Annotated in this window: 21 protein-coding genes, 1 tRNA gene and 1 other RNA gene; 9 read left to right on the plus strand and 14 right to left on the minus strand. The window is 68.3% G+C overall.

Annotated features, from left to right (window positions below; all coding sequences use genetic code 11):
* The first annotated feature begins 101 nt into the window (after positions 1-101).
* A complete protein-coding gene (locus tag O4N75_RS19810) occupies positions 102-1,028 on the plus strand; it encodes a thioesterase family protein (RefSeq protein ID WP_269627131.1) in 927 nt (308 codons plus the stop codon).
* A gap of 44 nt (positions 1,029-1,072) precedes the next feature.
* Here the strand turns inward: O4N75_RS19810 and O4N75_RS19815 are convergent, their stop codons facing one another.
* Positions 1,073-1,951: an alpha/beta hydrolase gene (locus O4N75_RS19815; RefSeq protein WP_269627132.1), complete on the minus strand. Its 879-nt coding sequence runs from the start codon at positions 1,949-1,951 to the stop codon at positions 1,073-1,075.
* Between the two features lie 257 nt (positions 1,952-2,208).
* Here O4N75_RS19815 and O4N75_RS19820 point away from each other — a divergent pair, with 257 nt between their 5' ends.
* The 3 genes from O4N75_RS19820 to O4N75_RS19830 all read left to right on the plus strand — a co-directional run bounded on the left by O4N75_RS19820 (position 2,209) and on the right by O4N75_RS19830 (position 4,814).
* Entirely contained in the window at positions 2,209-2,520 is a 312-nt protein-coding gene (locus O4N75_RS19820; protein WP_269627133.1) for a hypothetical protein, read from the plus strand.
* Between the two features lie 81 nt (positions 2,521-2,601).
* Positions 2,602-4,416, plus strand: coding sequence for an FAD-dependent 5-carboxymethylaminomethyl-2-thiouridine(34) oxidoreductase MnmC (gene mnmC / locus O4N75_RS19825; protein WP_269627134.1), 1,815 nt, complete (start codon positions 2,602-2,604; stop codon positions 4,414-4,416).
* Positions 4,417-4,418: 2 nt separating this feature from the next.
* On the plus strand, positions 4,419-4,814 hold the full coding sequence (locus O4N75_RS19830) for a DUF6491 family protein (RefSeq protein ID WP_269627135.1): 396 nt from the start codon (positions 4,419-4,421) through the stop codon (positions 4,812-4,814).
* 80 nt (positions 4,815-4,894) lie between these two features.
* On the opposite strand, the gene O4N75_RS19835 is transcribed toward O4N75_RS19830, so the two are convergent.
* The 3 genes from O4N75_RS19835 to O4N75_RS19845 all read right to left on the minus strand — a co-directional run bounded on the left by O4N75_RS19835 (position 4,895) and on the right by O4N75_RS19845 (position 15,112).
* Complete coding sequence (locus O4N75_RS19835; protein WP_269627136.1) at positions 4,895-8,056, minus strand: TonB-dependent receptor; 3,162 nt, start codon at positions 8,054-8,056, stop codon at positions 4,895-4,897.
* Positions 8,057-8,517: 461 nt separating this feature from the next.
* Complete coding sequence (locus O4N75_RS19840) at positions 8,518-11,667, minus strand: TonB-dependent receptor (RefSeq protein ID WP_269627137.1); 3,150 nt, start codon at positions 11,665-11,667, stop codon at positions 8,518-8,520.
* 469 nt (positions 11,668-12,136) lie between these two features.
* Positions 12,137-15,112, minus strand: a complete 2,976-nt coding sequence (locus O4N75_RS19845; RefSeq protein ID WP_269627138.1) for a TonB-dependent receptor — start codon at positions 15,110-15,112, stop codon at positions 12,137-12,139.
* A 303-nt stretch (positions 15,113-15,415) separates the two neighbouring features.
* Here O4N75_RS19845 and O4N75_RS19850 point away from each other — a divergent pair, with 303 nt between their 5' ends.
* The gene (locus tag O4N75_RS19850; RefSeq protein ID WP_269627139.1) at positions 15,416-15,994 is read left to right on the plus strand and encodes an acyloxyacyl hydrolase; all 579 of its coding nucleotides are present in this window, start codon (positions 15,416-15,418) and stop codon (positions 15,992-15,994) included.
* Positions 15,995-16,162: 168 nt separating this feature from the next.
* Here the strand turns inward: O4N75_RS19850 and O4N75_RS19855 are convergent, their stop codons facing one another.
* The 3 genes from O4N75_RS19855 to O4N75_RS19865 all read right to left on the minus strand — a co-directional run bounded on the left by O4N75_RS19855 (position 16,163) and on the right by O4N75_RS19865 (position 17,733).
* Positions 16,163-16,486: a hypothetical protein gene (locus O4N75_RS19855; RefSeq protein WP_269627140.1), complete on the minus strand. Its 324-nt coding sequence runs from the start codon at positions 16,484-16,486 to the stop codon at positions 16,163-16,165.
* A 722-nt stretch (positions 16,487-17,208) separates the two neighbouring features.
* A tRNA-Val gene (locus O4N75_RS19860) sits at positions 17,209-17,283 on the minus strand.
* Positions 17,284-17,373: 90 nt separating this feature from the next.
* Positions 17,374-17,733 carry a response regulator gene (locus tag O4N75_RS19865; RefSeq protein ID WP_056023153.1) on the minus strand — a complete coding sequence of 120 codons (360 nt, stop codon included), beginning with the start codon at positions 17,731-17,733 and terminating at the stop codon, positions 17,374-17,376.
* A gap of 156 nt (positions 17,734-17,889) precedes the next feature.
* Here O4N75_RS19865 and O4N75_RS19870 point away from each other — a divergent pair, with 156 nt between their 5' ends.
* Positions 17,890-18,798 carry an N-formylglutamate amidohydrolase gene (locus O4N75_RS19870; protein WP_269629398.1) on the plus strand — a complete coding sequence of 303 codons (909 nt, stop codon included), beginning with the start codon at positions 17,890-17,892 and terminating at the stop codon, positions 18,796-18,798.
* Here the strand turns inward: O4N75_RS19870 and recR are convergent.
* A complete protein-coding gene (gene recR, locus O4N75_RS19875) occupies positions 18,795-19,397 on the minus strand; it encodes a recombination mediator RecR (protein ID WP_267231776.1) in 603 nt (200 codons plus the stop codon). The genes O4N75_RS19870 and recR overlap by 4 nt on opposite strands.
* 86 nt (positions 19,398-19,483) lie before the next feature.
* Here recR and O4N75_RS19880 point away from each other — a divergent pair, with 86 nt between their 5' ends.
* The gene (locus O4N75_RS19880; RefSeq protein ID WP_269627141.1) at positions 19,484-19,972 is read left to right on the plus strand and encodes a GNAT family acetyltransferase; all 489 of its coding nucleotides are present in this window, start codon (positions 19,484-19,486) and stop codon (positions 19,970-19,972) included.
* Positions 19,959-20,477, plus strand: coding sequence for a GNAT family N-acetyltransferase (locus tag O4N75_RS19885; protein WP_269627142.1), 519 nt, complete (start codon positions 19,959-19,961; stop codon positions 20,475-20,477). The genes O4N75_RS19880 and O4N75_RS19885 overlap by 14 nt, the downstream gene beginning before the upstream one ends.
* A 9-nt stretch (positions 20,478-20,486) precedes the next feature.
* Here the strand turns inward: O4N75_RS19885 and O4N75_RS19890 are convergent, their stop codons facing one another.
* From O4N75_RS19890 to ffs, 3 genes are all read right to left on the minus strand, one after another.
* Positions 20,487-20,813: a YbaB/EbfC family nucleoid-associated protein gene (locus O4N75_RS19890; RefSeq protein WP_267231773.1), complete on the minus strand. Its 327-nt coding sequence runs from the start codon at positions 20,811-20,813 to the stop codon at positions 20,487-20,489.
* 7 nt (positions 20,814-20,820) lie between these two features.
* The gene (locus O4N75_RS19895) at positions 20,821-22,614 is read right to left on the minus strand and encodes a DNA polymerase III subunit gamma/tau (protein WP_269627143.1); all 1,794 of its coding nucleotides are present in this window, start codon (positions 22,612-22,614) and stop codon (positions 20,821-20,823) included.
* 37 nt (positions 22,615-22,651) lie between these two features.
* An RNA gene (gene ffs, locus O4N75_RS19900) (signal recognition particle sRNA small type) lies at positions 22,652-22,750 on the minus strand.
* A gap of 60 nt (positions 22,751-22,810) precedes the next feature.
* Here ffs and nudC point away from each other — a divergent pair.
* Entirely contained in the window at positions 22,811-23,740 is a 930-nt protein-coding gene (nudC, locus tag O4N75_RS19905) for an NAD(+) diphosphatase (protein ID WP_269627144.1), read from the plus strand.
* A 6-nt stretch (positions 23,741-23,746) separates the two neighbouring features.
* Here the strand turns inward: nudC and O4N75_RS19910 are convergent, their stop codons facing one another.
* The 3 genes from O4N75_RS19910 to O4N75_RS19920 are packed head-to-tail and all read right to left on the minus strand — an operon-like array spanning position 23,747 to position 25,631.
* The gene (locus tag O4N75_RS19910; RefSeq protein ID WP_269627145.1) at positions 23,747-24,049 is read right to left on the minus strand and encodes a hypothetical protein; all 303 of its coding nucleotides are present in this window, start codon (positions 24,047-24,049) and stop codon (positions 23,747-23,749) included.
* On the minus strand, positions 24,049-24,897 hold the full coding sequence (locus O4N75_RS19915; RefSeq protein WP_269627146.1) for a prephenate dehydratase: 849 nt from the start codon (positions 24,895-24,897) through the stop codon (positions 24,049-24,051). The genes O4N75_RS19910 and O4N75_RS19915 overlap by 1 nt, the downstream gene beginning before the upstream one ends.
* The gene (locus O4N75_RS19920) at positions 24,894-25,631 is read right to left on the minus strand and encodes a 3-deoxy-manno-octulosonate cytidylyltransferase (RefSeq protein WP_269627147.1); all 738 of its coding nucleotides are present in this window, start codon (positions 25,629-25,631) and stop codon (positions 24,894-24,896) included. The genes O4N75_RS19915 and O4N75_RS19920 overlap by 4 nt, the downstream gene beginning before the upstream one ends.
* Positions 25,632-25,674 lie beyond the last annotated feature (43 nt).

Consider the following 25,674-nt stretch of genomic DNA (forward strand, 5'->3'; position numbering starts at 1 on the left):
GGACCCTAGCGCCTCGCGGCCGCCAGGGCCAGCCTCCTGGCGCCCGCGGCCCTCTCCCCCTAAGGTTCGCGCCGTTTTTCGAGTGTCGGGGGAGCGTGCAAGTGTCCGAACAAGGCGTCGAGGTCTGGAGCGGCGGCGTTAACACCTGGGAATGCGACGAGATGGGGCACATGAACGTCCGCTTCTGGGTCGCCAAGGCCCAGGAAGGACTGGCCGGCCTCGCAGCGCGATTGGGCATGCCGCGCGCCTTCGCCCGCGACGGCGAATCGACCCTGGTCGTACGTGAGCAGCACATCCGCTTTCTGCGCGAGGCCGAGGCCGGCGCGGCGCTGCACATGACCGGCGGGGTCGTGGAGCTCGGCGAATGCGACGCGCGGCTGCTGCTGGTCATCCGCCACCTCGACGGCCAGCCGGCCGCGACCTTCCAGCTGGTCGTCGATCACGCCACCGCGCGTGAGTTGCGCCCCTTCCCCTGGCCCCAGCGCCTGCGCGAGGCGGCGCGTGCGCTGACGGTCGAGGTTCCGGGCTTCGCCGCGGCGCGCAGCGTCGACCTCGCGCCGGTCGTGGCCACCGCCTCCCTGGGACGCGCCGACGCACTCGGCCTCCAGCGGATCGGCCTTGGCGTCATCGGGCCGGCCGAATGCGACGTCTTCGGACGGATGCGGCCCGAGATCTTCATAGGCCGCGTCTCGGACGGGGTGGGGCGGCTGTTCGGAGAGGTCCGGCCCGGGCCGGCCGACGGCACCCCCGACGCCCGGATCGGCGGGGCCGTGCTCGAATACCGGGTCCTGCACCTCGACTGGCCGCAGGCCGGCGACGGGATCGAATTGCGCTCCGGGTTCGCCGGCTGCGACGCGCGCACCCGCCGGGTCATGCACTGGATGGTCGACCCGCAGAGCGGCCGGCCCTGGGCCAGCGCCGAGGCGGTCGTCGTCTCGTTCGACCTCGACAAGCGCAAGGTCGTCGACATCTCGGAGGAGGCGCAGGCCGCCTACCGCGCCGCCTCGCCGGCGGGGCTGGCGCTCTAAAATCAAAGTGTCCTGAGCAAAATCCGATCAGATCGGACTTTGCTCTAGGCCCGCGCCGCCCGCAGCTCCGCCTGTACCAGGTCCGGCCGCTCCATCGGCAGGAAGTGGCTCGTGCCCGCGACCGTCTCGACCTGGATGCGGCCGGCGGCCACCAGGGCGTCGAGCTTGGGATCCTCGCGGCAGGTCGAGCCTTCCTCGGCGCGCAGGATCCGAATCGGAACCTTGGCCTGCTCGAACGCACCCCAGGTGTCGTGGGCGTGCGAAGCGAAGTTGGACGCCTCCCACTCCGGCGCGCAGGACAGCTCGACCTGACCGTCGTCGCGCTCGCGGAAGCCGTCTGCGACGTAGTCGGCCAGCATCTCGCCCTGCCAGGTCCGGAACGCGCCGCGGCCGGTGTAGGCGCTCACCACCGTGGCCTTGTCGGGGAACACCGACCGTCGGCGCAGCGCGCCCTGCACCAGCGGCGAGTTGCTCAGCTGCTCGGGATCGACCGGCCCGGCCGCCGGCATCACCACCGGATCAAACAGCACCACGCGGCGCACACGGTCGGCCGCCAGCGCCTGGGCCAGCACGCAGGCGGTGCCGCCCATCGAGTGACCGGCCAGCACGACGTCGTTGAGGTCGAGCGTCTGCAACAGCGCCAGCAGGTCGTCGCGCAGACCGTTCCACGAGGTCCGCCCCACGGTCTCGGCCGGCAAGGTCGAGCGGCCGTGCCCGCGCTGGTCCACGGCCAGGATGCGCAGGTCCTCGGCCAGCGGCTCGAGGATGGTGCGGTATGTTCGCGCATTGAAGCCGTTGGCGTGCACGAAGACGATGTCGACCGGCCGGCCGGGATCGCCGAAGTCGAGCGCCGCCATCGCGCCGCCGCGCGCCTTCAGGTCGATCAGCCGCGCACGCGGCGCCTCCGCCAAAGCCGAATCCATCGCAAAACCCTCCGCCGACCACCGATCCGGGCCGGACCATCCTTCGAAACCACATTGACGCGAGGTTCGACAACACCCGCGAACGCCTTGGTTTTCGGGCGAATGGGGGGAAGGGTTGCAAAAGTGATCACGAGGGCGTGAATTAAAGCCTTGCCCTGAGCGCCAAGCCGGGCATATTCCGAAACAGCACAGCGATGTTCCCCGTCAGGGGCGCCTCGTTGGGCGCCTTCTAAACTCTGTTTCCAGGGGACCCAGACATGACCACCGAAATCCTCCGCAAGCTGCTCGTCGCCGGCGCCGCCGTCGCCGCTCTGTCCGTCGCCGCCTGCGGCAAGCCGGCCGAAAAGGCCGCTGACGCTGCCGAAGCCACCGCCGAAACCGCGACCGACGCCGCCGCCACCGCGACCGACGCCGCCGCCACCGCCGCTGACGCCGCTGCCGACGCCACGAAGGCCGCTGGCGACGCGACCGCCGCTGCCGCCGCCGCTCCGGCCGACGCCGCTGCCGCCGCTGCTGCTCCGGCTGCCGCTCCGGCCGCCGACGCCGCTGCCGCTCCGGCCGCGAAGTAAGTCTTACGAACGCATCCGCGTTCTTAAGCGAAGGGCCGTCCCTCGGGGCGGCCCTTTTCTATTGCGCGTTATAACGGCGCGATGAGCGACGAATCCCCCCTAGCCTGGACCGACGACGGCCAACCGCGGTCGCGCCTGTATGGCGACGTCTACTTCTCGGCCGAAGACGGCCTGGCCGAAACCCGCGCGGTGTTCCTGCAAGGCTGCGGGCTGCCGGAGGCCTGGGCCGGCCGCGACCGATTCACGGTCGGCGAGCTGGGCTTCGGCACCGGCCTCAACATCCTGGCCCTGCTCGACCTCTGGCGCGCCGCCGGCCCGCCCGGCGCCCATCTCCACATCTTCAGCGTCGAGGCCCACCCGATCACCGCCCACGAGGCCGCCCGCGCCCTGTCGCGGTGGCCGGAACTGGCCGACCTGGCGGGGCTGCTGACGGCGCGCTGGCCCGGACGCGCCCGCGGCTTTCATCGCATCGATCTACCCGAGGTCGGCGCGACCATCGACCTGGCGGTGATGGACGTCGAGGCCGCGCTCGCCGAGTGGCCTGGCCCAGCCGACGCCTGGTTCCTCGACGGCTTCTCGCCCGCTCTCAACCCGGCCATGTGGCGCGAGGAGATCCTCGCCCTGGTCGCTGCCCGCTCGGCGCCCGGCGCCCGGGTCGCCACCTTCACCGTCGCCGGGGCGGTCCGCCGTGGCCTGGCCGCCGCCGGCTTCGCCGTCGACAAGCGCCCCGGCTTCGGCCGCAAGCGCGAACGCCTGGAGGCGCGGCTGCCGGGCGAGCTGCAAGCCGCCGGCCGCCCGCGCGTCGCCGTCGTCGGCGCCGGGATCGCCGGGGCCGCCGCCGCCCGCGCCCTGCGCGCGCTCGGCTGCGATCCGGTCGTGCTCGACGCCGAGGGACCAGGGGCCGGCGCCTCCGGCAACCCGGCCGCACTGGTGACGCCGCGCCTCGACGCCGGCCTGGGACCGCTGGCCCGCCTGTTCGCACAGGCCTTCGCTCGCGCGACCCGGCTCTATGAAACCCTGCCCAGCGCCGTCCTGGCCCGCAGCGTGCTGCAGATCGCCGGCGGGGATCGCGACGTCGAGCGCTTCGCCAGGATCGCCGCTTCAGACATCTTCGAGCCGGGCGCCTTGGAGCCGATCGATACGGTGACGGCAAGCGCCCGCCTGGGCGAGCCTGCGCCCGGCCCCGCCCTCGACATGATCCCCGCCCTGGTCGTCGAGCCGGCGAGCATCCTGGCCGCCTGGACCGGCCCCGTGCGCCGCGCGCAGGTCGCCCAGCTTCGCCCCGGCCCAGGCGGCTGGGTGCTGCTCGACGCCGCCGGCGGCACGATCCTGGAAGCCGAGGCGGTAATCCTGACGATAGGGCCAGCTATCGGCGGCTTGCTGGACGGGCTGCCGATAGCCCCGGTCCGCGGCCAGGCCAGCTGGACGGACGCAGCGACCACGCCCCAGGCCGCCGCCTGGGGCGGCTACGCCGTCCCCACCCGCCAGGGCCTGCTGTTCGGCGCCACCCACGACCGCGGCGAGACCGGGACCGACCTGCGTCCGGGCGATCACGACCGCAACCTCGCCGCCCTGGCCGCCGCCCTGCCCCGCCTCGCCGTGCGTGTTGGTGAGGCTGAACTGAATGGCCGCGCCTCGGTCCGCGCCACGACGCCCGACCACCTGCCGCTGGCCGGTCCGGCGCCGGACCTGGACGGCGTCTACGTCCTCGGAGGCCTTGGGTCGCGCGGCTTCTGCCTGGCGCCGCTGCTGGCTGAGCACGTCGCCGCCCAGGCGCTCGGCGCGCCCTCGCCCCTGCCTGCGCCGCTGGCCGAGCTCGTCGCGCCCGACCGATTCCGCAGGCGCGCCGCTCGCAGAGATCGTAGCCTCGTCACCGAGACCGGCAAGGGAGAGTGACCATGATCAAGGCTTTCGTCGGCGTGACGGGCGCGTTCGCCCTGGCCGCCTGCACCACCCCGCCGGCGTCGGACGCCGCTGTCGCCGCCAGCAACTCGGCCCGCAGCTGCTTCTGGGCCAATAGCGCCAACGGCTTCAACGCCGTCGACGAGCGCACGGTCTATGTCCGGGTCGGGGTTCGCGACGTCTACAAGCTCGACCTGTTCGCCCGCTGCCCCGACATCGACTGGAACCAGGCCATCGGCCTGGTGTCACGCGGCGGCAATTCGATCTGCTCGGGCCTCGATGCGACGATCATCACCAAGGGCCCGTTCGGGCCCCAGCGCTGCGAAGTGCGCACGGTGACCAAGCTGACCCCCGAGGAAGCTGCGGCCCTGCCGCCGAAGTCCAAGCCCTGACACAAAAAACGGGCGCCGCCTTCGAGGGGCGACGCCCGCAGTTCGGCTCTACGCGTCGCCGCGTCGGCCGGAGGCCCTGATCAGAAGCGCTTCTTCAGCGCCACTGCGTAGACGCGGCCCAGCGGGTTCCCGCTGCCCGGGTCGTAGTTGTACTGGGTGCCGATCGCGAACGGCGGATCCTCGTCGAAGATGTTTTGGACCGTCAGCGTCGCCGTCGTCTCCCACGGCAGTTCGACCCGATAGGTCAGATCGTGCTGCCAGTACTCCGAGATCTTGATCGGCTTCTTCAGCGCCGCGGCCAGGGCGATGGAGTTGGTCTCCACCTGGGTGGTCGAGGAGATGAACCGCGTCTGCCAGCGCAGGTTATGGATGCCGCTGGACCAGTTCAGATAGCCGTTCGCCCGCAGCTTGTTGTAGCCGGTGAACAGCGAGGCCCGGTAGGTGCCGGCCCGCTCCTGCACGCCCGCCGCGTTCGAGGGGAAGCCCTCGATCATGTAGGGCTCCTCGTCGAACTTCAGCAGGTAGGTCCCGTCGAAGCCCGCCGTGAACACGCCGCCCAGCACTTCGCCCACATCCAGGTTGGCCTGGAAGTCGACGCCCGAGGTCTTCACCCCGCCGCCGTTGATGTACTGGGTCCGGTACGACAGGATGTTGGCGCGGCTGCACGCCCCGGCGAAGGTGAACCGCGCCTGGACCGCGGCATAGGCCGGGTTGCCGCAATTGCCGGTCGCCGAGCCGCCCGGGAACATCACGTTCAGCAGGTCGGCGGTGGCTTCCGAGGTCAGCGGATCCTCGAAGTCGAAGTTCCAGTAGTCGAGCGTCGCCCGGAAGTTCGAGAAGCTGAACGCCGCGCCGAGGTTGTAGGTGAACGCGGTCTCCGGCTCGAGGTCCGGGTTGCCGTACAGGTCGTTGGCCCGGTAGGTGCCGTTGGCGTTGGTCAGGTTGCGCGTGAAGTTGTCCGTGGTGATCGTCGCCGCCGGCGCCCGGTAGGTGGTGCCCACCGAGCCGCGCAGGGCCAGCCAGTCCACGACCTGCCAACGCAGCGAAGCCTTCGGATTGAAGGTCTCGCCCTGGCTCTCGTAGTACTCATAGCGGCCGGCCAGGCTCAGCTCGATGTTCTCGGTGAACGGGATCTTGGTCTCGGCGAAGACCGAGCTGATCTTCCGGTTCACGTCATACGGACGCAGGTTGGCGTTGAACAGGAACGGACCATTCGAGGTGGTCGGACAGTAGGGCGAGCCGTCGCCGTATGGCGGGGAATCGACGCACGGCGTCGCGTTGGCGTCGTAGTACACGTCCGGATCCTGGATCGTGCGGTCATAGCGGTACTGCGCACCGGCCGCCCAGGCGACGTTGCCGCCGCCGAGGTCCCAGGGCAGTTCGCCGTTCACCACCAGGTCGGCGACGAACAGCTCGGACGAGATCTCGTTGCGCTGCTTCTCGTCCATCCAGGCGACCACCGCCCCGCGGTTGGCGGCCGCGTCGTTGAAGCCGGGGATGGTGCTGTTGGCCACGTAGAACGGGTTGGGCCCCACCCGCGCCAGACTCTCGTCGAAGGCGTTGGTGAAGGGGTTGAAGTAGAAGCAACCCATGGCCGCGTTGCCGGCGTTGGTCGTGAAATTGTTGGTTTCCGCGGCCGTGCACTGGTCGGCATTGCCGTCACGGCTGCCGAACCCTCGCAGGGCCAGCTGCAGCCGGTTAACCGACAGATCCTCGAGGTTATAGTTGTAGTCCTGCTTCTGGTAGGTCATCGCCACGTCGAAGCCGATGCCGTTCTCGAACTGGCCCTTGAAGCCGCCCGACACCCGCGCGGTGTCGACCTTGTAGGTGTAGTGGGCGTGCTCGTCGTCGGTGTACGGGTTGCCGCCGAAGCCGATCGGCCGCCAGATGCTCTGGCTCGCCGCCACGCCGTTGGCGGCCGCGCTGGCCACGCCGGCCCGCGCCATCGCCAGTCCCGTCGCGCAGCTGGCCGCATCCACCCCATAGGGCAGGTTCGGCCCCGCGCAGCTCGCCGCGTTGATCTGAGAGATCAACGCCAGCAGGCCGGGGTTGGTGTTGGGAATGTAGAACCGCGACTGCTCGCCGGTGCCCGTGGCCGGGATCGGCGACACCCCGCCGCCGGGCGAGGCGCCCGAGGCCAGCTGCGGCGCCGGGAACTGGTTCGGCCCGGTCACGGCCCAGCTCTGCAGCGGGGTCTCGTGCATGGCGTACAGCACTTCGATGTTGGCGGTGATGTTGTCCGTCACGTCGAAGTTGAACTTGCCGTAGGCCTGGTAGTGGTGCTCGTCCTCCACCAGGTTGTCGAAGCTCGTGTACTGGAAATTGCAGACGCCGGAGTCGGGCACGACCGCCCGCGCCCCGATCAGGGTCGTCAGGCTGTAGGGCGCCCCGCCGTTGGCCGCGCAGCCGATGTCCGGCAAGGCGCCGGTGAAGCTGGCGGAGGTGAAGCCGCTCGTCGGCGAGCCCACCGGCGCGGTGAGCGCATAGTTATAGCCGCCTGGGTTGCCGGTGCCGGCCCAGCCGCCGAGCGGATTTTCCAGGAAGCCGTCGACGCCGGTGCGGATCGCCCAGTCGCGCTCGAAGATCGGCATTTCGGAGCGGGCGCGATAGCCGAGCGTGATCAGCGCGTCGGCCCGTTCCCACTTCTTGCCCCAGGCTAGCGAGGCCTCGTAGTCGCCGTCCGAACCGTCGATGAACTGGTACTGGCCGCTGAACTCGAAGCCGTCCAGATCGGTGCGGGTGATGAAGTTCACGACCCCGCCGATGGCGTCCGAGCCGTAGGTGGCGGCCGCGCCGTCCTTCAGCACCTCGACCCGGCCGATCGCCGCCGACGGCAGCAGGTTGATGTCGACCGAGTTCAGGCCCTGGGGCGAGACCGGCACCCGCCGGCCGTTGAACAGCACCAGGGTCCGCGCCCCCGTGACCGTCGAATTCAGGCTGCGCAGGTTGACCGTCGCCGCGCCGGACCCCGAGCCGAAGCGGTTGTTCTCGCCGATCACCGCCCCGGACGACGGGATGGTCTTGATGAACTGGACCATGGTCGGCGACCCGCGGGCCTCGAGCTCCTTGGAGCCGATAACGTCCACCGGCAGGGCGGCGTCTTCCGGCGTGCCGGCGATGAACGAGCCTGTCACCACCACCTCTTCGACGGTGGAGGCCTGGGCATAGGCTGAACTGTTGGCTGAAATTGCCAGGACGACGGCCAGCAGCGAGCCGCCGCAGAAATATCTGCTCTTCAACATAGGTTTCCTTCCCCCTCGAGAGCCGCCCCCATCTGATGCGGGGGCTTTTGACTCATGAGCAGAAAGATCATCGAACGGGCCTTCGGGCCGCGCCACTATTTTTCAGGCCCGCAATATACTGTTGTCTTGAACCCGGCGGCGCCCGGCCTGCGGTAGTGAACAGCGTTCATAAACCCCTGATACAGCACCCATATTGCCGATCGAAGAACGTCGATCCCTTATGCTGCCAGGGTTTCGTAACATTTCAGGCCGACGCGCGGCGATGGCGGCCAGAACGGCCCGCCCAGGGCCTTGGAGAGCCCCCGCCCAGCTGACGTCACGGCAATTTGAGCCGTAACTGTTGCATGAATGGCCCGGATTGCGGGTGATCCGGGGGCTCTACAGTGACGCGTACCCCATGCAAGACAAAACGCCGCCCCCTCTCGGGGACGGCGCCTGCCTACGCGTACTGAAGCTGAAGCCTAGAAGCGCTTCTTCACGGCCACCGCGAAGACGCGGCCCAGCGGGTTGGCGCTGGAGGGGTCGTAGTTGTACTGGGTGCCGATCGCGAACGGCGGCTCTTCGTCGAAGATGTTCTGCACGGTCGCGGTCAGCGTGGTGTCCCACGGCAGTTCGGCCCGATAGGTCAGGTCGTGCTGCCAGTATTCCGGGATCTTGGTCGTGGTCTTGGTGGCGATCGCCAGACCGATGGAGTTCGACTCCGTCTGGTTGACCGAGCTGATGAAGCGGGTCTGCCAACGCAGGTTGTGGATGCCGCTCGCCCAGTTGACGTAGGCGTTGGCCCGCACCCGGTTGTAGCCGGTGAAGATCGACGCGCGGTAGGTGCCCGCCCGTTCCTGAGTGCCGCGGGTCGGAGCCGGGACGCCTTCGATCAGGTAGGGGTCTTCGTCGTACTGGATCAGGTAGGTGCCGTCGAAGCCGGTGGTCAGTTGGCCGTCGAACAGGTCGCCGACGTCGAGGCTGGCCTGGAAGTCGACGCCCGAGGTCTTCACCTTGCCGCCGTTGATGTACTGCGTGCGGTACGATTGGACGTTGGCGCGGCCGCAGCCCAGGTCGGTGAAGGTGAAGCGCGAACGCAGCGCCACATAGGCCGGGTCCGTGCTGGTGCAGACGTTCGCGCCCGTCGACGGGAACGCGGCGGCCAGCATGTCGGTGGCGCTTTCGAGGATCAGCTGGTCTTCGAAGTCGAAGCTCCAGTAATCGACCGTGGCGCGGAACGCCCCGATCTTGGCCATCGCGCCGACGCTGTAGGTGAAGGCGGTTTCCGGATCGAGGTCTGGGTTGCCGTACTGGTCGTTGGCGCGCCACGTGCCGTTGGCGTTGGTCAGACCGCGGGTGAAGTTCGTGGTCGTGATGATCGCCGACGGGGCACGGTAGGTGGTGCCGACCGAGCCGCGCAGGGCCAGCCAGTCCAGGGCCTGCCAGCGCAGCGACGCCTTCGGATTGAAGGTCTCGCCCTGGCCCGCATAGTACTCGTAGCGGGCGGCCAGGGTCAGTTCGAGGTCGTCGGTGATCGGCAGCAGGGTCTCGGCGAAGACCGAGCTGATTTCACGCGAGACGTCGTACTGGGCCAGGTTGGCGTTGAACAGGTACGGCCCGGTGGGCGTCAGGCAGTAGGGCTGGCCGTCGCCGAACGGCACGGAGTCGACGCACGGCGTGGCGTTGACGTCGTGCAGCACTTCCGGGTTTTGCTTGTACTGGTCGTAGCGGTACTGGGCGCCCGCGGCCCACTTCACCGCACCGCCCCCCAGCTCCCACGGCAGTTCGCCGTTCAGGACGATGTCGGCGACGAACAGGCGGGTCGACATCTTGTTGACCAGCCGCTCATCCATCCAGTCGACCACCTCGTTGCGGGCGGCGACAGCTTCGTTGAAGCCGGGGATGGCGCTCGAGCCGACATAGAACGGGTTGGCCGGGACGTCCGACAGGCTCTGATCGAAGCCATTCGAGAACGGATTGAAGTAGTAGCAGCCCATCGCCGCGTTACCGGCGTTGGTCGTCCAGTTCGCGGTTTCGGCGGCGGTGCACTGATCGGCCGCGCCGGCCCGGCTGGCGAAGCCGCGCAGGCCCTGCTGCAGGCGATTGACCGACAGGTCTTCCTGAACGCGGGTGTAGTCCTGCTGCTGGTAGGTCAGCGCGCCGTCCCAGTTGATCCCGAACGGCAGCTCGCCCTTGAAGCCGCCCGACACGCGGAAGGTGTCGACCTTGTAGGAATAGTGGGCGTGCTTGTCTTCGGTGTACGGGTTGCCGCCGAAGCCGATCGGACGCCAGGCCGTCTGGCTGGCCGCCACGCCGTTGGTCGCCGCCGTGGCCACCGCCGTGCGCGCCGCGTTGAGCGCGGTCTGGCAGCTGGCCGCATCGATTCCGTAGGGCAGCACCGTGCCGTTGCAGTTGGCGCTGTTGACCTGATTGACCAGGGCCATCAGGCCCGGGTTGCTCGCCGGGATGTAGAAGCGGCCCTGATCGGACGGGCTGAGCGCCGGGATCGGCGAGGTGCCGCCGGCCGACAGCGGGGTCGGGAACTGATTCGGCCCGGTCACCGCCCAGCTCTGGTTGGGCGTGTCGTGCATGGCGTAGAGCACTTCCACATTGGCCGACAGGGTGTCGGTGATGTCGAAGTTGAACTTGCCGTAGGCCTGGAAGTGCTCTTCTTCCTCAACGAGGTTGTCGAACACCGTGTACTGGAACTGGCAGGAGTTGGCGTCGGGATTGAGCTGACGCAGGCCGATCACGGCGGAGATGTTGTAGGGCGCGCCGCCGTTGGCCGCGCAGCCGATATCCGGCAGGCCGGCGCCCAGCGTCGCGGAGGTGAAGCCGGTGTTCGGGCTGCCCGCGAACGACGAGATGACATTGTACTGGCCGGGATTGCCGGTGCTGGCCCAGCCGCCGAGCGGATTTTGCAGGAAGCCGTCGACGCCGGTACGCAGCGCCCAGTCGCGCTCCTGGATCGGCAGTTGCGAGCGGTGGCGATAGCCGAGGGTGATCAGCGCGTCAGCATTGTCCCACTTCTTGCCCCAGGCGAGGTTGGCTTCGTAGTCGCCGTCCGATCCGTCGATGAACTGGTACTGGCCGCTGAACTCGAAGCCGTCCAGATCGGTGCGGGTGATGAAGTTCACGACGCCGCCGATGGCGTCCGAGCCGTAGGTGGCGGCCGCGCCGTCCTTCAGCACTTCGACCCGGCCGATCGCGGCCGTCGGCAGCAGGTTCACGTCGACCGAGTTGAGGCTCTGCGGCGAAACCGGCACGCGCCGGCCGTTGAACAGCACCAGGGTGCGCGAGCCGGTGGTCGGCGAGTTGAGGTTACGCAGGTTGATGGTCGCCGCGCCCGACCCCGAGCCGAAGCGGTTGTTTTCGCCGATCACCGCCCCGGACGACGGGATGGTCTTGATCAGCTGGACCATGGTCGGCGACCCGCGCGCCTCCATTTCCTTGGAGCCGATGACATCGACCGGCAGGGCGGCGTCTTCAGGCGTCCCGGCGATGAATGAGCCGGTGACGATCACCTCCTCTACCGTGGCGCCGCCATCCTGGGCGGCGGCCGTACCCGACACGCCGAACGCCAGGGCGACGGCCAATAGCGACCCGCCGCAGAAATATCTGCTCTTCAACATAAGTGTTTCCTTTCCCCCTCGAGCGCGCGCGGCGATTGAAATGCCGCGTTTATCTATGCCCGAGTATGGCGATCATCGACGTAGATGCGCCAAGACGCCAGTGCGTTGTCACCATCATTGCAAACTTGAAATGCGAGACAGATCAGCGCATATTTTTGACAGAACCGAGAGTTTTCAGGTTCAACCACATACCGCGGTGAGTAAATTTTGATCACCCAGGAATAATACTTACTAAGCTATTGGTTTCACGTATTTTCCGGACTTTTGGACCGATCCAAACGACGCCCGGATCAAACCGGAGCTTCGAATAATTCGCCGCGCGCCGGAATCGGCGCTGCGAAGCGCCTGCCGACAGGTGTGGCGCCGGCGCCGCGCCCATAGAAAAAGGCGCCGCGGGGGAAGCCCGCGGCGCCTTCAGGTCACATTCGGAGCCGGCTGCGAGACTCAGTTCGCAGCCGTCCCGTAAGCGTCAGAACTTCTTTTTGACCGCCAACTTGTAGGTCCGCCCCAGCGCATTGCCGGTGAACGGGTCATAGTTCAGGTCGAGGCGGGCGAAAGACGGCTCGGTGTCGAAGAGGTTGTCGATCGACACGTTGACCGTCACGTCCCACGGCAGGAAGACGCGATAGTCGAGCTCGTGCACCCAGCTCTCATCGATCTTCGCCCCGTCCGGCTGGATCGCTCCATTGACCGGGTTCGCCGCGAAGATCGAGGCGCGCTGATCGACATAGGAGTCGATGTAGTTGACCGTCCAACGCAGGTTGTGCGCCCCGTGGGTGTACTCGGCATAGACCGAGCCCTTGAGCTGCGGCAGCGAAGTCGCAGTCAGCTGGTAGTTGAGGTAGCCGGCCGCATCGAACTCCTTCTCGACCGTCACGTCGCCGATCTTGAACGGGTCGACCTTGTATTCCAGCGTATAGGTGACCGAGCCGCCGATCCGCAGGTCGCCGCCCCAGACGTCGCCGGCGTCGTAGTCGGCGAGCACGTCGATGCCCGAGGTCTTCACGCCCGGACCGTTGGTCCAGTTGGTCCGCACCCGCGAGATCGTCGCGATGCTGCAAGCGCCCTGGAACACGAAGCGGGCCTGCAGATCGGCATAGGCCGCCTGGCCGCAGTTGGTCGAAAGACCGCCCGGGAACATCGTGTTGACCATCGAGGCCGAGGGCTCGGCGACGATCGGGTTCTCGAAGTCGAAGTTCCAGTAGTCGACGCTGCCCTTGAAGTTGCCGACGTTGAGGATGGCCCCGACGCTGTAGGTGGTGGCTTTCTCCGGCTCCAGATCCGGGTTGCCGAAGATGTCGATGGCGCGGAAGGCGCCGCCGATGAACGACAGCGCCGTCACGCTCGACGTGGTCAGCTGGGTCAGCGGCGGACCGCGGAAGGTCGAACCAGCCGAGGCGCGGAACGCCAGGGCCTCGGTGGCCTGCCAACGGACGGCGATCTTCGGATTGAGGGTCGAACCGGTCTCGCCGCCGTAGTCCTCATAGCGAGCGGCCAGCTGGACTTGCAGGTCGTCGGTGACCGGCAGCGCCATTTCGGCGAACAGCGCGTAGACGTCGCCCTCGAGATCGGCCTCCTCGCCGGTGCCCAGGAACATCAGCGGCCCGTTGCGCACCGAGCACGAGGTCGAGCCGTTGAACGGCGTATCGATGCAGGGGTTGGCGTCGATGTTGCTGAGGTCGTTGTACGATGAGGTGAACAGGCTGCGGCGGAACTGCGCCCCGGCCGCCCATCCGACCGCGCCGCCGCCCAGCTCCCAGCCGAGCTCGCCGTTGAACACCGCGTCGGCGACGAACAGCTTCGAAGTCTGCTTGGTCGAGACTTCCTGGAAGAACCAGCGCACCAGCTCAGGATTGTTGGCCAACGAGGCGTTGAAGCCCGGATTGGTCTGACCGGTGATGGTGTTGTTGGCGATCGCGTTGGAGAACGGGTTGAAATAGTAGCAGCCAAGCGCGGTGTTGCCGGCGTTGGTCGTGAAGTTGTTGGTTTCGGCCGCCGTACAGCCCCCGGCCGTGCCGTTGTTCAGCGAGCCGTAGCCGCGCAGGGCCATCTGGAAGCGCGACACGATCGTGTCGTAGCCGGTCCGCACCCCGGTCTCCTGGCCGTAGGTCAGGGCGAAGTCATAGCCGATAGCGTCGTTGAACTGCCCCTTGATGCCGCCGCTGACGCGGAAGGCGTCATAGTGACGGCGGCCTTCCGACGGCCCGTAGTCGAAGGCCGGGTTGCCGCCGAACGACAGCGGCCGGTAGCGGACGCCGGGAATGTGGACGCCGGTCGCAAAGGCCGGGATCTGCGTCGGATTGGCGTTGCGATAGGCGATGAAGCCCGGGTTGCTGGCCGGGACGAAATAGCCGGCCAGCACCGAGGCCGGCAGTTGGCCGACGGTCGGATTGGTGGCGGCCGTCGGGGTCTGCAGCGCCAGGTAGGACGGCGACGTCTTCCACTCGGGCACGTCGGTCTCGGAATAGAAGACCTCGACGTGCAGCTGGGCGTTGTCGCCCAGGTCGGCGTTGGCTTCCCCGTAGAGCTGGAAGCGGTCCTCTATCTCGACGAGGTTGTCGTAGGGGATGAAGTTGAAGAAGCATGCCGGCAGCGCGCCGCCCTGGACCACCCCGCCCAGCGGGGCGCAGCCGTTGTCGAGCGCGAAGCCCGCCGCCGGAATGAAGGCGCCCGTCGCCGGGTTGTTGGTGACCGGCAGGAACGGCGCGACGGCGTTGCCCGCCGACCAGCCGCCTTCCGGGTTGTTGAAGTAGGACTGGGCCGCCCAGTCGCGTTCGGTGGTCGGCAGCTCCGAGCGATGCTGGTAGCCGGCGCTCAGCAGGACGTTGCCGTTCTCCCAGGTGTGGCCCCAGATGATGCTGCCGTCATAGTCGCCGTCGGAGCCGTCGATGTAACGGTAGCTGCCGTTCAGCTCGAGACCATCGAAGTCCTTGCGGGTGATGAAGTTCACGACCCCGGCGATAGCGTCCGAGCCGTAGGTGGCGGCCGCGCCGTCCTTCAGCACCTCGATCCGGCCGACCGCGGCCGAAGGAATGATGTTGGTGTCGACGATCCCCGCGCCGCCTTGGCCGAACGGGTTCGGCGCCATGCGGTGGCCGTTGATCAGCACCAGGGTGCGCTGGGCCCCCAGACCCCGCAGGTTGACCGAGCCCGAACCTTCCGAGCCCTGGGCCCGCGGGTCGAACTGGTTGGTGTCGCCCAGCACGCCGCTGGAGACCGGCAGCGCCTTCAGAAGCTCGACGGTGCTCGGCGAGCCCTGTTTAGCCAGGTCGTCGGCGCCGATCACGTCCACGGGCAGAGCCGCGTCCTCAGGCGTGCCACGAATGAAGGACCCGGTGACCACCACCTCCTCGACGGTGCTGGCCTGTTGGGCATAGGCCTGGCCGCCGAGGGCCAGAGCGACGGCCATGACTGAGCCGCCGCAGAGATACCTGCTCTTCAACATCATTTTCCTCCCCCTCGACGGACGCCGTTTTCGATCTGACGCGATGGTCGCCCGTGGGTGAGAGGATCAGACGCGAGTTCGCAGCCCCCGCGCTAGGTGAATTTTGCAGCCCCGCAATAAAGCATTCGAACTGCGTTCAAATCGCAACACCGTTATTCGGCAAGGTTTTTTGACATCCGACAACAAAATCGGACCCTTCGCACGGGTTGACGCAGCGTCCCATGGACATCGGCTTCGACCCGGACCAGCTCCTCGGGGTTTCGCCCCATAGGCGCGGCCGGAAGGCCTCGCTCTACTGCGCCCATGAGGTGGGCGGCATTCTCGCATGAAGTACGGCTGACCGCGGCGCTGGGCGTCGCCCTGGGCGCCGCCAGCGGCGCGGCGCAGGCTCAGGAGCTCCGCGTCGGGGCCGGGTATTCGCCGCACGGGCCGGAAGAGGGCGCCTCGGTGATCGTCGAGTACCTGTTCCCGCCGGTCCAGGCCCTCAAGGCGGTCGGGACGCCGCGGCCGTTCCTCAGCACCCAGCTGAGCCTCGACGGCTACACCAACTACGCCCAGGGCGGACTGATCTGGCGGTTCGAGCGCCAGCAGGCCTATCTGGACCTGGGGGCCGGGGTCGCGGTGCATGACGGCTCGCTCTACCTGGCGCGCCCCGAGCCCGGCCAGCCGCATGAGGAGAACCTGCGTCGGCGGGCGGCGCGCGACGAATATATCGAATTCGACAAGCGCTGGGTGTTCCATGCCACCTTCGCGGTCGGCTACCGGCTCAACGAGCGCTGGGCGGTCGAGTTCGAGGGCCAGCACTGGAGCAACGGCCAGTTCGGCAGCGACACCCACGACGGGGCCGACAGCCTGGGCCTGCGGGCCGCCTATCGCTTCTGATAGCGAACAGGCGTTCGCGCGCAGCAGCTAGGCGGCGAGGGCTTGGAACCAGCTTGTTAGGAGGATGGTGGCGTGGGCAGTGTGTGAGGGACTGGTCTCCACTTTCCAAGCGCCCCGAGCCCTTATTGGCTTAGCTTTACGGGAAGGCCTCTTGTGGGGAGCAATTGATCAGAACGGATAGGGCGCTTCTTCGAGGAAGACGTTGGGAGCCGGCACGCCGAGATAACCGCTAAAGTCACCGAAGAACCCCAAGCGTCCACTTCGATAGAGATCAGAGCCGTAGAGAACCGCAGCCAACCCCTTTAGAGCCAGGGACAGCGCCTGGAGGCTCGTTTCGCCTTGGACATCGAGCAAAGTCTCGATGCCCCCCATGATCTCGAACCGGCATATCCAGGTGCCTGCACCATCATTTTGCCGAGGCGCATAGACCCTCACGACTACCTTTTCGTGGGCGTCCGAAATGTCCAGCGAGTGCTCGGCGATGACAGTCATCGTGGGGCGTCTGGGTGCGTGAATAACCTCGGGTGGCCGACTTCACCCTTGGATTTGATGCAGTAGGTATAACGTTCCATAGCGCTCTCACGACACATTGCTCGCGCGACATTGTTCGGCTGGCGCCCGCAGGTCTCCGTATCATTCCGATGCTGGATGTCACACTGTTTCGGTGGTCCCTTTGGCGGCTCGCCACGAGGAGTGCTCGGTGCATCCCTCATGGGAGGAGGCATTGGCCGAGCGGGCCAAGGAAACACCGGGGGCGGCGGAGGGGCGCGGCCGTGGCAACTCACGCAATCGTGGAGGCCTGGTCTCTGAGGAGCTGGCGCTGTCGCGGCGGAGCGCCATCCGGCCCTCTGACCTCTGAGGGGGCTCACCGCTGCGGCTGCTGGCCGCGCTGCTATTGTTGGCTTCGGCTGCCCGGCGGAGCCGAAATCGTTTCAGATGCAAGGGTGTTAGACGAGCAGGCGGACGTCGTGGCGGCGTCACCGAAATTGGAAATCGCTGATAATTTCGCTGTTGGCAGCGATATCCAGAGTGGCTCGCGGACCGAAACCTACACTTCTGGAATGGCCCTGGAGAAAACCGGGCGAATTGCGAGCGTCGGCGCCGGTTGGCGACTCTCTGAGAGCCAGGCGTAGGGATGCGTGGCCGCCTAACCGGCGGACTTCTCGGAGGTATTCGTGGGGAAGGAATTCACGCCGGTTCAGCGGCTGAAGGAATGGTGGACGTGACAGGGATTGAACCTGTGACCCCCTCGATGTCAACGAGGTGCTCTCCCGCTGAGCTACACGTCCGAACCAGTCGGCTCCCTTTCGGGAACGGGAGGCGGCGGTATAGCGGCGAGGGCGGGCTTACGCAAGCGCCCAAAGCCGCATTTTCACACCTTATGCAGCGGCCATCATCCGCTCCACCTCGGAGACGATCTCGCGCAGGTGAATCGGCTTGGACAGCACCTTGGCGCCGGGAGGCGCGCTCTCGCCCGCGGCCAGCGCCACGGCCGCGAATCCGGTGATGAACATGATGCGCAGACCCGGGTGCCGGGCCGCGGCCAGGCGCGCCACCTCGATCCCGTCCATGCCGGGCATGACGATGTCGGTCAGCAGCAGGTCCCAGTCCTGGTCGAGCACCGCGGCGGCTTCCTCGCCGTCGGCGCAGGAGGTCACCTCATAGCCGGCCCGCTCCAGAGCGCGGGACAGGAAGCCGCGCAGCGAGTCGTCGTCTTCGGCGAGGAGAATTCGGGGCATGGGAGCTCGCAAGGCGTAGTCGTAAGGCTCGATATTAGCTGGGCAGACGTAAATCGCCGATGAACCTACCCCCCAAAAGGCTCTGGGCGCATCGGGGCCAGCGCGCGGCGTGCGATCTGTTTGACCCACGCGGAGACGCACCGTCATATGGCGGCGATGAACGCCTGGGAGCCCCTCGCCGCCGATCGTCCCGCGCCGGCGCTCGCGCCCTTCGAGGTGCGGCGTGCAGCGGCCGACGCCGCCCCTGCGCCGACGCCCCTGGTGTTCGCCTCGCCGCACTCCGGGCGGCTTTATCCCGACGACATGATGGCCGCCGCCGCGCTCGACGCCCTGGCCATTCGCCGCTCCGAGGACGCCTTCGTCGACGAGCTGATCAGCTCGGGCCCGGCCCAGGGCGCGGCGCTGATCTGCGCCAATCTGGCGCGGGCCTATATCGACGTGAACCGCGAAGCGTTCGAGCTGGACCAGGCGATGTTCGCCGACGAGCTGCCGGACTTCGCCCGCGCTCGCACCGCCCGCGTCGCCGCCGGCCTGGGCGCCATCGCCCGGGTGGTCTCCGAGGGCCAGGAGATCTATGCCCGCAAGCTGACCTTCGCCGAAGCCCGGCGGCGGATCGACGGCGTTCACGCGCCCTATCACGCCGCCCTGGCGCGGCTGCTGGGCGAGGCGCACGCCGCCCACGGTTATGCGATCCTGATCGACTGGCATTCGATGCCGGCCGCAGCCGCCAGGGCCGGCGGCCGTGACGGCCCCTGCGACATGGTGCTGGGCGACCGCTTCGGCGCTTCCTGCTCCAGCCTGGTGACCCAGAAGGTCGAGCGCGAGCTGGAAGCCCGCGGCTACAAGGTGGCCCGCAACGCCCCCTATGCCGGCGGCTACACCACCGAGCATTACGGCCGCCCGAACCGGCGCACCCACGCGCTGCAGATCGAGATCAACCGCGGGATCTATCTGAACGAGGGCACGCTGGAGCCGACCAAGGGCTTCCAGCGACTGAAGGCCGACCTCGACGAGGTCATCGCCACGCTCGGCGCCGCCGACTGGTCGGGCCTGAATAGAGCCTAGGCCGGCCGCCGCGCGCGCATGGCCTGGTTGATGGTGCCGTCGTCGAGCCAGTCGAGCTCGCCGCCGACCGGCACGCCCCGCGCCAGCATGGTGACGCTCACCCCCGCCCCTTCGAGCCGTTCGGCCAGGTAATGGGCCGTGGTCTGGCCGTCGACCGTCGCCGGCAGCGCCAGGATGACTTCGCGCACCCCCGCATCGGCGGCGCGGGCGACCAGGGGCCCGATCCGCAGCGCCTCGGGGCCGACGCCGTCCAGCGCCGACAGCAGGCCGCCCAGCACATGATAGCGGCCCCGGAAGGCGGCGGCCCGCTCCATGGCCCACAGCGCGCCGACCTCCTCGACCACGCAGATCAGCGCGCCGTCGCGCTGGGGATCGGTGCAGATCGCGCACGGGTCCTGGGTGTCCAACGAGCCGCAGACGCCGCAAGTCTTCACCCTCGCGGCCGCGGTCGACAGGGCCTCCGACAGCGGCAGCAGCAGCTGGTCGCGACGCTTCAGCAGCGCCAGGGCCGCACGCCGGGCCGAGCGCGGGCCGAGGCCCGGCAGCTTGGAGAGCAGTGAGATCAGCCGTTCGATCTCGGGGCCGGCGGATGCAGCCAAGTGAACTCCGTCCAGGATGGGCGCCACGCCCGAAAAACGACACTCTGCCGCGAAGCAGCAACGCGGGGGAGGATGGAGATACGGCCGTGACAGGACAAGAGGCGCCGCTCTCAGGCCTCGATATCGAACCCATAGTCGATCCCGACGTCGACGCCGTCGTCGCCCTGTGGCGCGCCTGCGGCCTGACCCGGCCCTGGAACGATCCATACGCCGACATCGCCCTGGCCCGCCGCACCGCCAGCGCGACGGTCCTGGTCGGCCGGGCCGCCGGCGAGATCACGGCCACGGCCATGGCCGGCTCGGACGGCCATCGCGGCTGGGTCTATTATGTGGCGGCCGCGCCCGACGCCCGAGGACGCGGCCACGGGCGCGCGATCATGCTCGCGGCGGAGGCCTTCCTGCGGGCTCAAGGCGTGCAGAAGGTCGAACTGATGGTGCGCGCCGACAACCTCTCCGCCCGCGACTTCTATGATCGGCTCGGCTACGTCACGGAGGAGGTCACGGTGATGAGCCGCCGGCTCGTCGACGCCCCCCATTCAGATTCCGAGGAAGCCGCTCGCCATGGTCGTTTCTGATCTTCCTCAAGTCGAGGGCGCGCAACTCGCCCTGATCTCGGGGAGCGCGGTCGCCGAACTGCAGGAACTGCTGGAGCGCTGCGCCGACTTCGAAGTGATGGTCACCGGCTCACCGCCCGACGCGCACGCCGCCGCCGACCTGCTGGTCGAGGTCCCACCGGACCATGCGCTGCGCGACAAGCTGGTGATCGGAGTCTGGACGGACCAGGGACTGACGGCGGCCATCGACCTGCTGCGGGACTTTCCCGATCCGCACGCCTGGTATCTGGGGATGCTGCTGGTCGCGCCCGAAGCGCGCAGCCGCGGACTGGGCGCAGCCATTGTCGCGGCTCTGCGGCGATGGGTGGTGGCCCAGGGCGGCTGGACGATCCGGCTGATCGTCCAGGAGCAGAACCCCGCCGCCTTGCGGTTCTGGAGCCGCCAGGGGTTCGTCGAGGTCGGCGCGGCGGTCCAAGAGCTGGAGGACCGCACCAACCAGGTGCGCCGCCTGGAGCTGCGGCTCTGATCTAGAGGCCTAGAACTTCGGCATGCCCGGCAGGCCCATGGCCGCCAGCGGGCCGGCGGCCTCGCGCATCAGCTCGGACTGCTGGGCGTCGAGCTTGCGCTTGGCGTCGGCGTGAGCGGCCACGATCAGGTCCGAGATCACCTCGCCCTCGCCCGGCGCCAGCAGGCTCTCGTCCAGCTCGACGCCGGCCATCTCGCCGGTGCCTTTCAGGGTCACCTTGACCATGCCGCCGCCCGAGGTGCCCTCGACCACGATCTCGGCGATGCGCGCCTGGGCGTCGGCCAGCTTCTGCTGCATGGCCTGGGCCTGCTTCATGATGGAGCCGAGGTCTTTCATCGCAATCTCACTCTTCGTCTTCGTCGTCTTCCACGCCCTCGGTGATAGGCGCGACATCCGGCTGCGGCAGGTTGCGCACGCCGACGATCTCGGTCCCCGGGAAGGCCTGCATCACCGCCAACACGAAGGGATCGGCCTCGATCTCGGCGCGGACCTCCTGGGCCTCACGCTTCTGACGCTCCCAGGCGCTCTCGGTTCCGCCGCCGCCGCGCGCAGCGATCAGCCAGGGCTGGCCGGTCCACTCCTTGAGCCGCGCCACCAGGCGCTGGGCCAGGTTGTTCGGCGCGCCCTGGACGGGTTCGTACTCGATCGCGCCCTGGCGGAAGCTGATCGGGCGCACGAAGCGCTCGACGTCGAGCTGCAGGACGATGTCCCGCTTGGCCTTGATCAGATTCAGGACGTCGGCGAACGAGTTCAGGGTCGGGACCGCGTCGGCCTGCTCCTGCGGGGCCGCCATGACGCGCGCCTGCGCGGTCACGCCGCCGCCGCCCATCGCCGCAACACCGCCGCCCCCGCCGCCGCCGCCGCCAGGCGCAGGACCGCCCGGAAGCTGGTCGCCGGCCGCCAGGCGCTTGAGCGCCTCCTCAGGACCGGGCAGGTCGGCGGCATAGGCCAGACGGATCAGCGCCATGTCGCAGGCCGCAGCCGCGTCGGGGGCGCGGCGCACCTCCTCGTGGGCCTTCAGCAACAACTGCCAGATGCGCGAGAGATTGCCGGCCGAGACCGAGGCGCCCACCGCCGCCAACCGCGCGGCCTGTTCCTTGGGCAGGGTCAGGGCCTGCGGACCGATCGCCTTGGCGACCGACGCGCCGTGCGTGTGGTCCATCAGGTCCAGCATGATCTGGCCCGGCTCGGCGCCGAAATTGTAAAGCCCGCGGAAGGTCTCGACCGCCGGCCCGGCCTGGCCGCGCATCACCTGCTCGAACAGGCTGATGGTCTGGGCCCGGTCGGCCAGGCCCAGCATGTCGCGGATCGAGGCGGCGGTGACCGACTGGCCGGCCTCGGCCTGGACGATTGCCTGGTCTAGCATCGACTGGGCGTCGCGCATCGAGCCTTCGGCGGCGCGCGCGATCAGCAGCATGCCCTCGGCCTCGACCCGCGCGCCCTCCTTCTCGGCGATCATCTCAAGGTTCTTGATGATGACGTCGGGCTCGACGCGGCGCAGGTCGAAACGCTGGCAGCGCGACAGGATGGTCACCGGGACCTTGCGGATCTCAGTGGTCGCGAAGATGAACTTGGCGTGGGGCGGCGGCTCTTCGAGGGTCTTCAGGAGCGCGTTGAACGCCCCTGTCGAGAGCATGTGCACCTCGTCGATGATGTAGACCTTGTAGCGGGCCTCGACCGGGGCGTAGCGCACCCCGTCCAGCAGCTCGCGCATGTCGTTGACGCCGGTGCGGCTGGCGGCGTCGAGCTCCAGCACATCCATGTGCCGGCCCTCGATGATGGCGCGACAATGCCGCCCCTCTTCCGAGAGATCGAGATTCGGCTCGTGGACGGTGTCGGTGTCGTAGTTGAGGGCCCGGGCCAGCAGGCGCGCGGTGGTGGTCTTTCCGACCCCGCGCACCCCGGTCAGCATGAAGGCGTGGGCGATCCGGCCGCTGGCGAAGGCGTTGCGCAGCGTGCGCACCATCGCCTCCTGACCATAGAGGTCGGCGAAGGTGCGCGGGCGGTACTTGCGCGCGATGACAGTGTAGGCGGCGGATTCTTCGGTCGGCGCAGGCGGCGGCGCCGCAGGCGCGCCGAACATGTCGCTCGTGTTGGGGTCGCGCTCGAGAATCTCGGGTTCGTCGTCTTCTGCCATTGGCGCCCGAGGATGGAGGCTTGAGCCTTGTGGGGCTGGGTGGAGACCGAACGACGACCCGGAGCGAAACTCGTTGTGGCTGCTTCCTTCCGGACCTGACCAGGTTGGCGAGGCGTCCGCCCGTCGCCGATCTCCGCCCCCTATATCGCGACCTTGGCGCTCGCGCGCAAGCGCCAGCGCAGCTACAACTCCGCCCATGCCGCTTTCCGCCCATCAAAACACCTTCGCCGGCAACCCGCTGAACCGCGCCAGCGAAAGGCGCGGCGACGTTTCCTGGCTGGCCGAAAAACTTCTCGCCCAGGACTCGCTGGCCATCGCGCTCTGGAACGGCCAGCCGTTCGTGGAGACCGCTCCGGATGGCGGCGTGCAGATCGCCTACCTGCCCTCGCGCATGGCCGAGGACCTGGCGGGCGGGGCCGAACGCCTGCTGTTCATGGGCCTGTGGCAGGAGACCGCGGTCTTCGCCGTCGACCTCGAGGGTGGCCACGATCCGGCCGACGGCCCGCTGGCCGGGCTCGGGCGATTCGAGGACCTGCGGGCCATGGCCCTGCGGCTGCCGGCCACCGACGCGGCCATCATGGCCACCGCCAAGTCAATGTTTGAATGGCGGCGGCGTCACCGGCACTGCTCGTCCTGCGGCGAACACACCGACGTCGTCGACGGCGGCTGGAAGCGCGCCTGCCCGGCCTGCAAGGCCGAGCACTTCCCGCGCACCGACCCCGTGGTGATCATGCTGGCCGTGCACGGCGACCGCTGCATGCTCGGCCGCCAGGAGATCTGGCCGAAGGGAATGTTCTCGGCCCTGGCCGGCTTCCTGGAGCCGGGCGAATCGATCGAGGAGGCCTGCGCCCGCGAACTGGAAGAAGAGGCCGGGCTGAAGACCCTGTCGGTCGAGTACCACTCGACCCAGCCCTGGCCCTATCCGTCGTCGTTGATGATCGGGCTGATCGCCCAAGTGGCCAGCGACGAGGCGACCCCCGACCAGACCGAGCTGTCGGAAGTGCGCTGGTTCACCAAGGCCGAGGCCCGCGACGTCTTGGCCGGCAAGGTCGAGGGCACGTTCGCCCCCGGGGCCATGGCCATCGCCCACCAGCTGCTGAAGACCTGGGCCGAGAGCCCAGACTAGAAGTCCCTAGGCGCCGACCTTCAGGCTGACCTCGACGTCGTCGCCGCGCCGGCGGCGACGTTCGACCCGCGCCTGGCCGATGGCGTTGGACAGGTCGGCTGCGAAAGCCCGCACCTCCGGCCGCAGGTCGCCCAGTACGACGATCCGGTAGGGCGGCGACAGCTCGCTCATGGTCCCGAACACCATCGAGTCCACGAAGGCCTCGACGCTGGAGCCATGGCCGGGCAGCGCCTGGATGGTCTCCTGCAGCAGCTTGGCGAATTCCTTGCGGTTCCAGCAGCCGCTGGCGTCGATCTCGATGGTGGTCATCAGCCGGCTCGCGAACGGAAGGGGTCGGCCGGATAGACGCCGAGGATCTCGAAGCGTTCCGAGAAGAACTTCAGCTCGTCGAAGGCCAGGGCCAGGCCGCGATCCTCGGGCCGGCCGTCGACCTCGGCGTAGAAGAAGGTCGCGGTGAAGGCGCCGTTCTCCATGTAGCTCTCGAGCTTGGTCATGTTGACGCCATTGGTCGCAAAGCCGCCCAACGCCTTGTAGAGCGCGGCCGGAAGGTTGCGGACCCGGAAGATGAAGCTGGTCACGCACGGGGTGGTGAACGGCGGCGGCGGCGGATCCTTGTCGGCCGTCATCACCAGGAAGCGCGTGGTGTTGTTGTGCTCGTCCTCGATGTCGCGGGCGACGATGTCGAGGCCGTAGAGCTCGGCGGCCAGGGCCGGCGAAACCGCGCCGCGGGTCGGGTCCGGATGCTCCGACAGCAGCTTGGCGGCCAGGGCGGTGTCGCCCACCGGCTCGGTCTTCAGGCCCATGCGGCGCAGGGACTTGCGGCATTGGCCGAGCGCGATCGGCATGGAGGCGACGATCTTGACGTCCTCCAACTTCACGCCGGGATTGACCATCAGCTGGAAGTGGATCGGCTTGAACCGCTCGCCGATGATCTTCAGGCCCGAGGACGGCAGCAGGTGGTGGACGTCGGCGACGCGGCCGGCGATCGAGTTCTCCACCGGGATCATGCCCAGCTGGCAGTCGCCGTGCTTCACCGCGTCGAACGCCTCCTCGAACGAGGCGTGGGGGACCGGCTCCATGTCCGGAAACGCCGCGACGCAGGCCTCGTGGCTGTTGGCGCCGAGCTCGCCCTGAAAGGCGATGCGTCCCTTGGTCATGCGTGGTCCCTTGCGTATTTGCGCGCGCGTTCGAGGTCGGCCGGGTTGTCGACCGAGATCGGGGCTTCGTCGATCACCGCGGCCCAGATGGACATGCCCATCTCCAGGGCCCGCAGCTGCTCCAGCCGCTCGCGGATCTCCAGCGGCGACGGCGGGGCGGCGCAGAAGCGCGCCAGCGCCTCTCGGCGATAGCCGTAGACCCCGTGGTGCAGCCACACCGGCGCGTCGCCATAAAGCACAGAGCGGGTGAAATAGAGCGCCCGGGCGCTGCGCCCGTCGGGGGCCATCGCCGCGACGACCTTGGGAATGTCGGGATTGCTGCGCTCGGCGACGTCGGCCTCGGCGACCATCACCGTGGAAATATCGCAGCTCGGCTGATCGACCAGCAGCCGGGTCGCGGCCTCGACGACGGCGGGCGCGACGAACGGGATGTCGCCTTGCAGGTTGATCACCACGTCGTGCGCGCCGGCCGGATCGAGGCTGTTTAGCGCCGCCAGGATGCGGTCCGAGCCGGACGGCAGGTCGGGATCGGTCAGCACCGCCTGGCCGCCCGCGGCCCTTACCGCCTCGACGATCTCGGCGTCACCGGCGGCCACCGCCACGGGTCCGACGCCGGCGGCCTGCGCCTGGCGCAGCACACGGACGATCATTGGCAGACCCTCGATATCGGCGAGGGGTTTTCCCGGCAGCCGAGTGGCCGCCATGCGCGCTGGAATGAGGACGATCGGTTTCATGACACCCGGAAGCGACCAACTGGCTGGTTGCGCGGGCGGCGGT

This window comes from Phenylobacterium sp. NIBR 498073 (assembly GCF_027286305.1).
Lineage (GTDB): Bacteria > Pseudomonadota > Alphaproteobacteria > Caulobacterales > Caulobacteraceae > Phenylobacterium.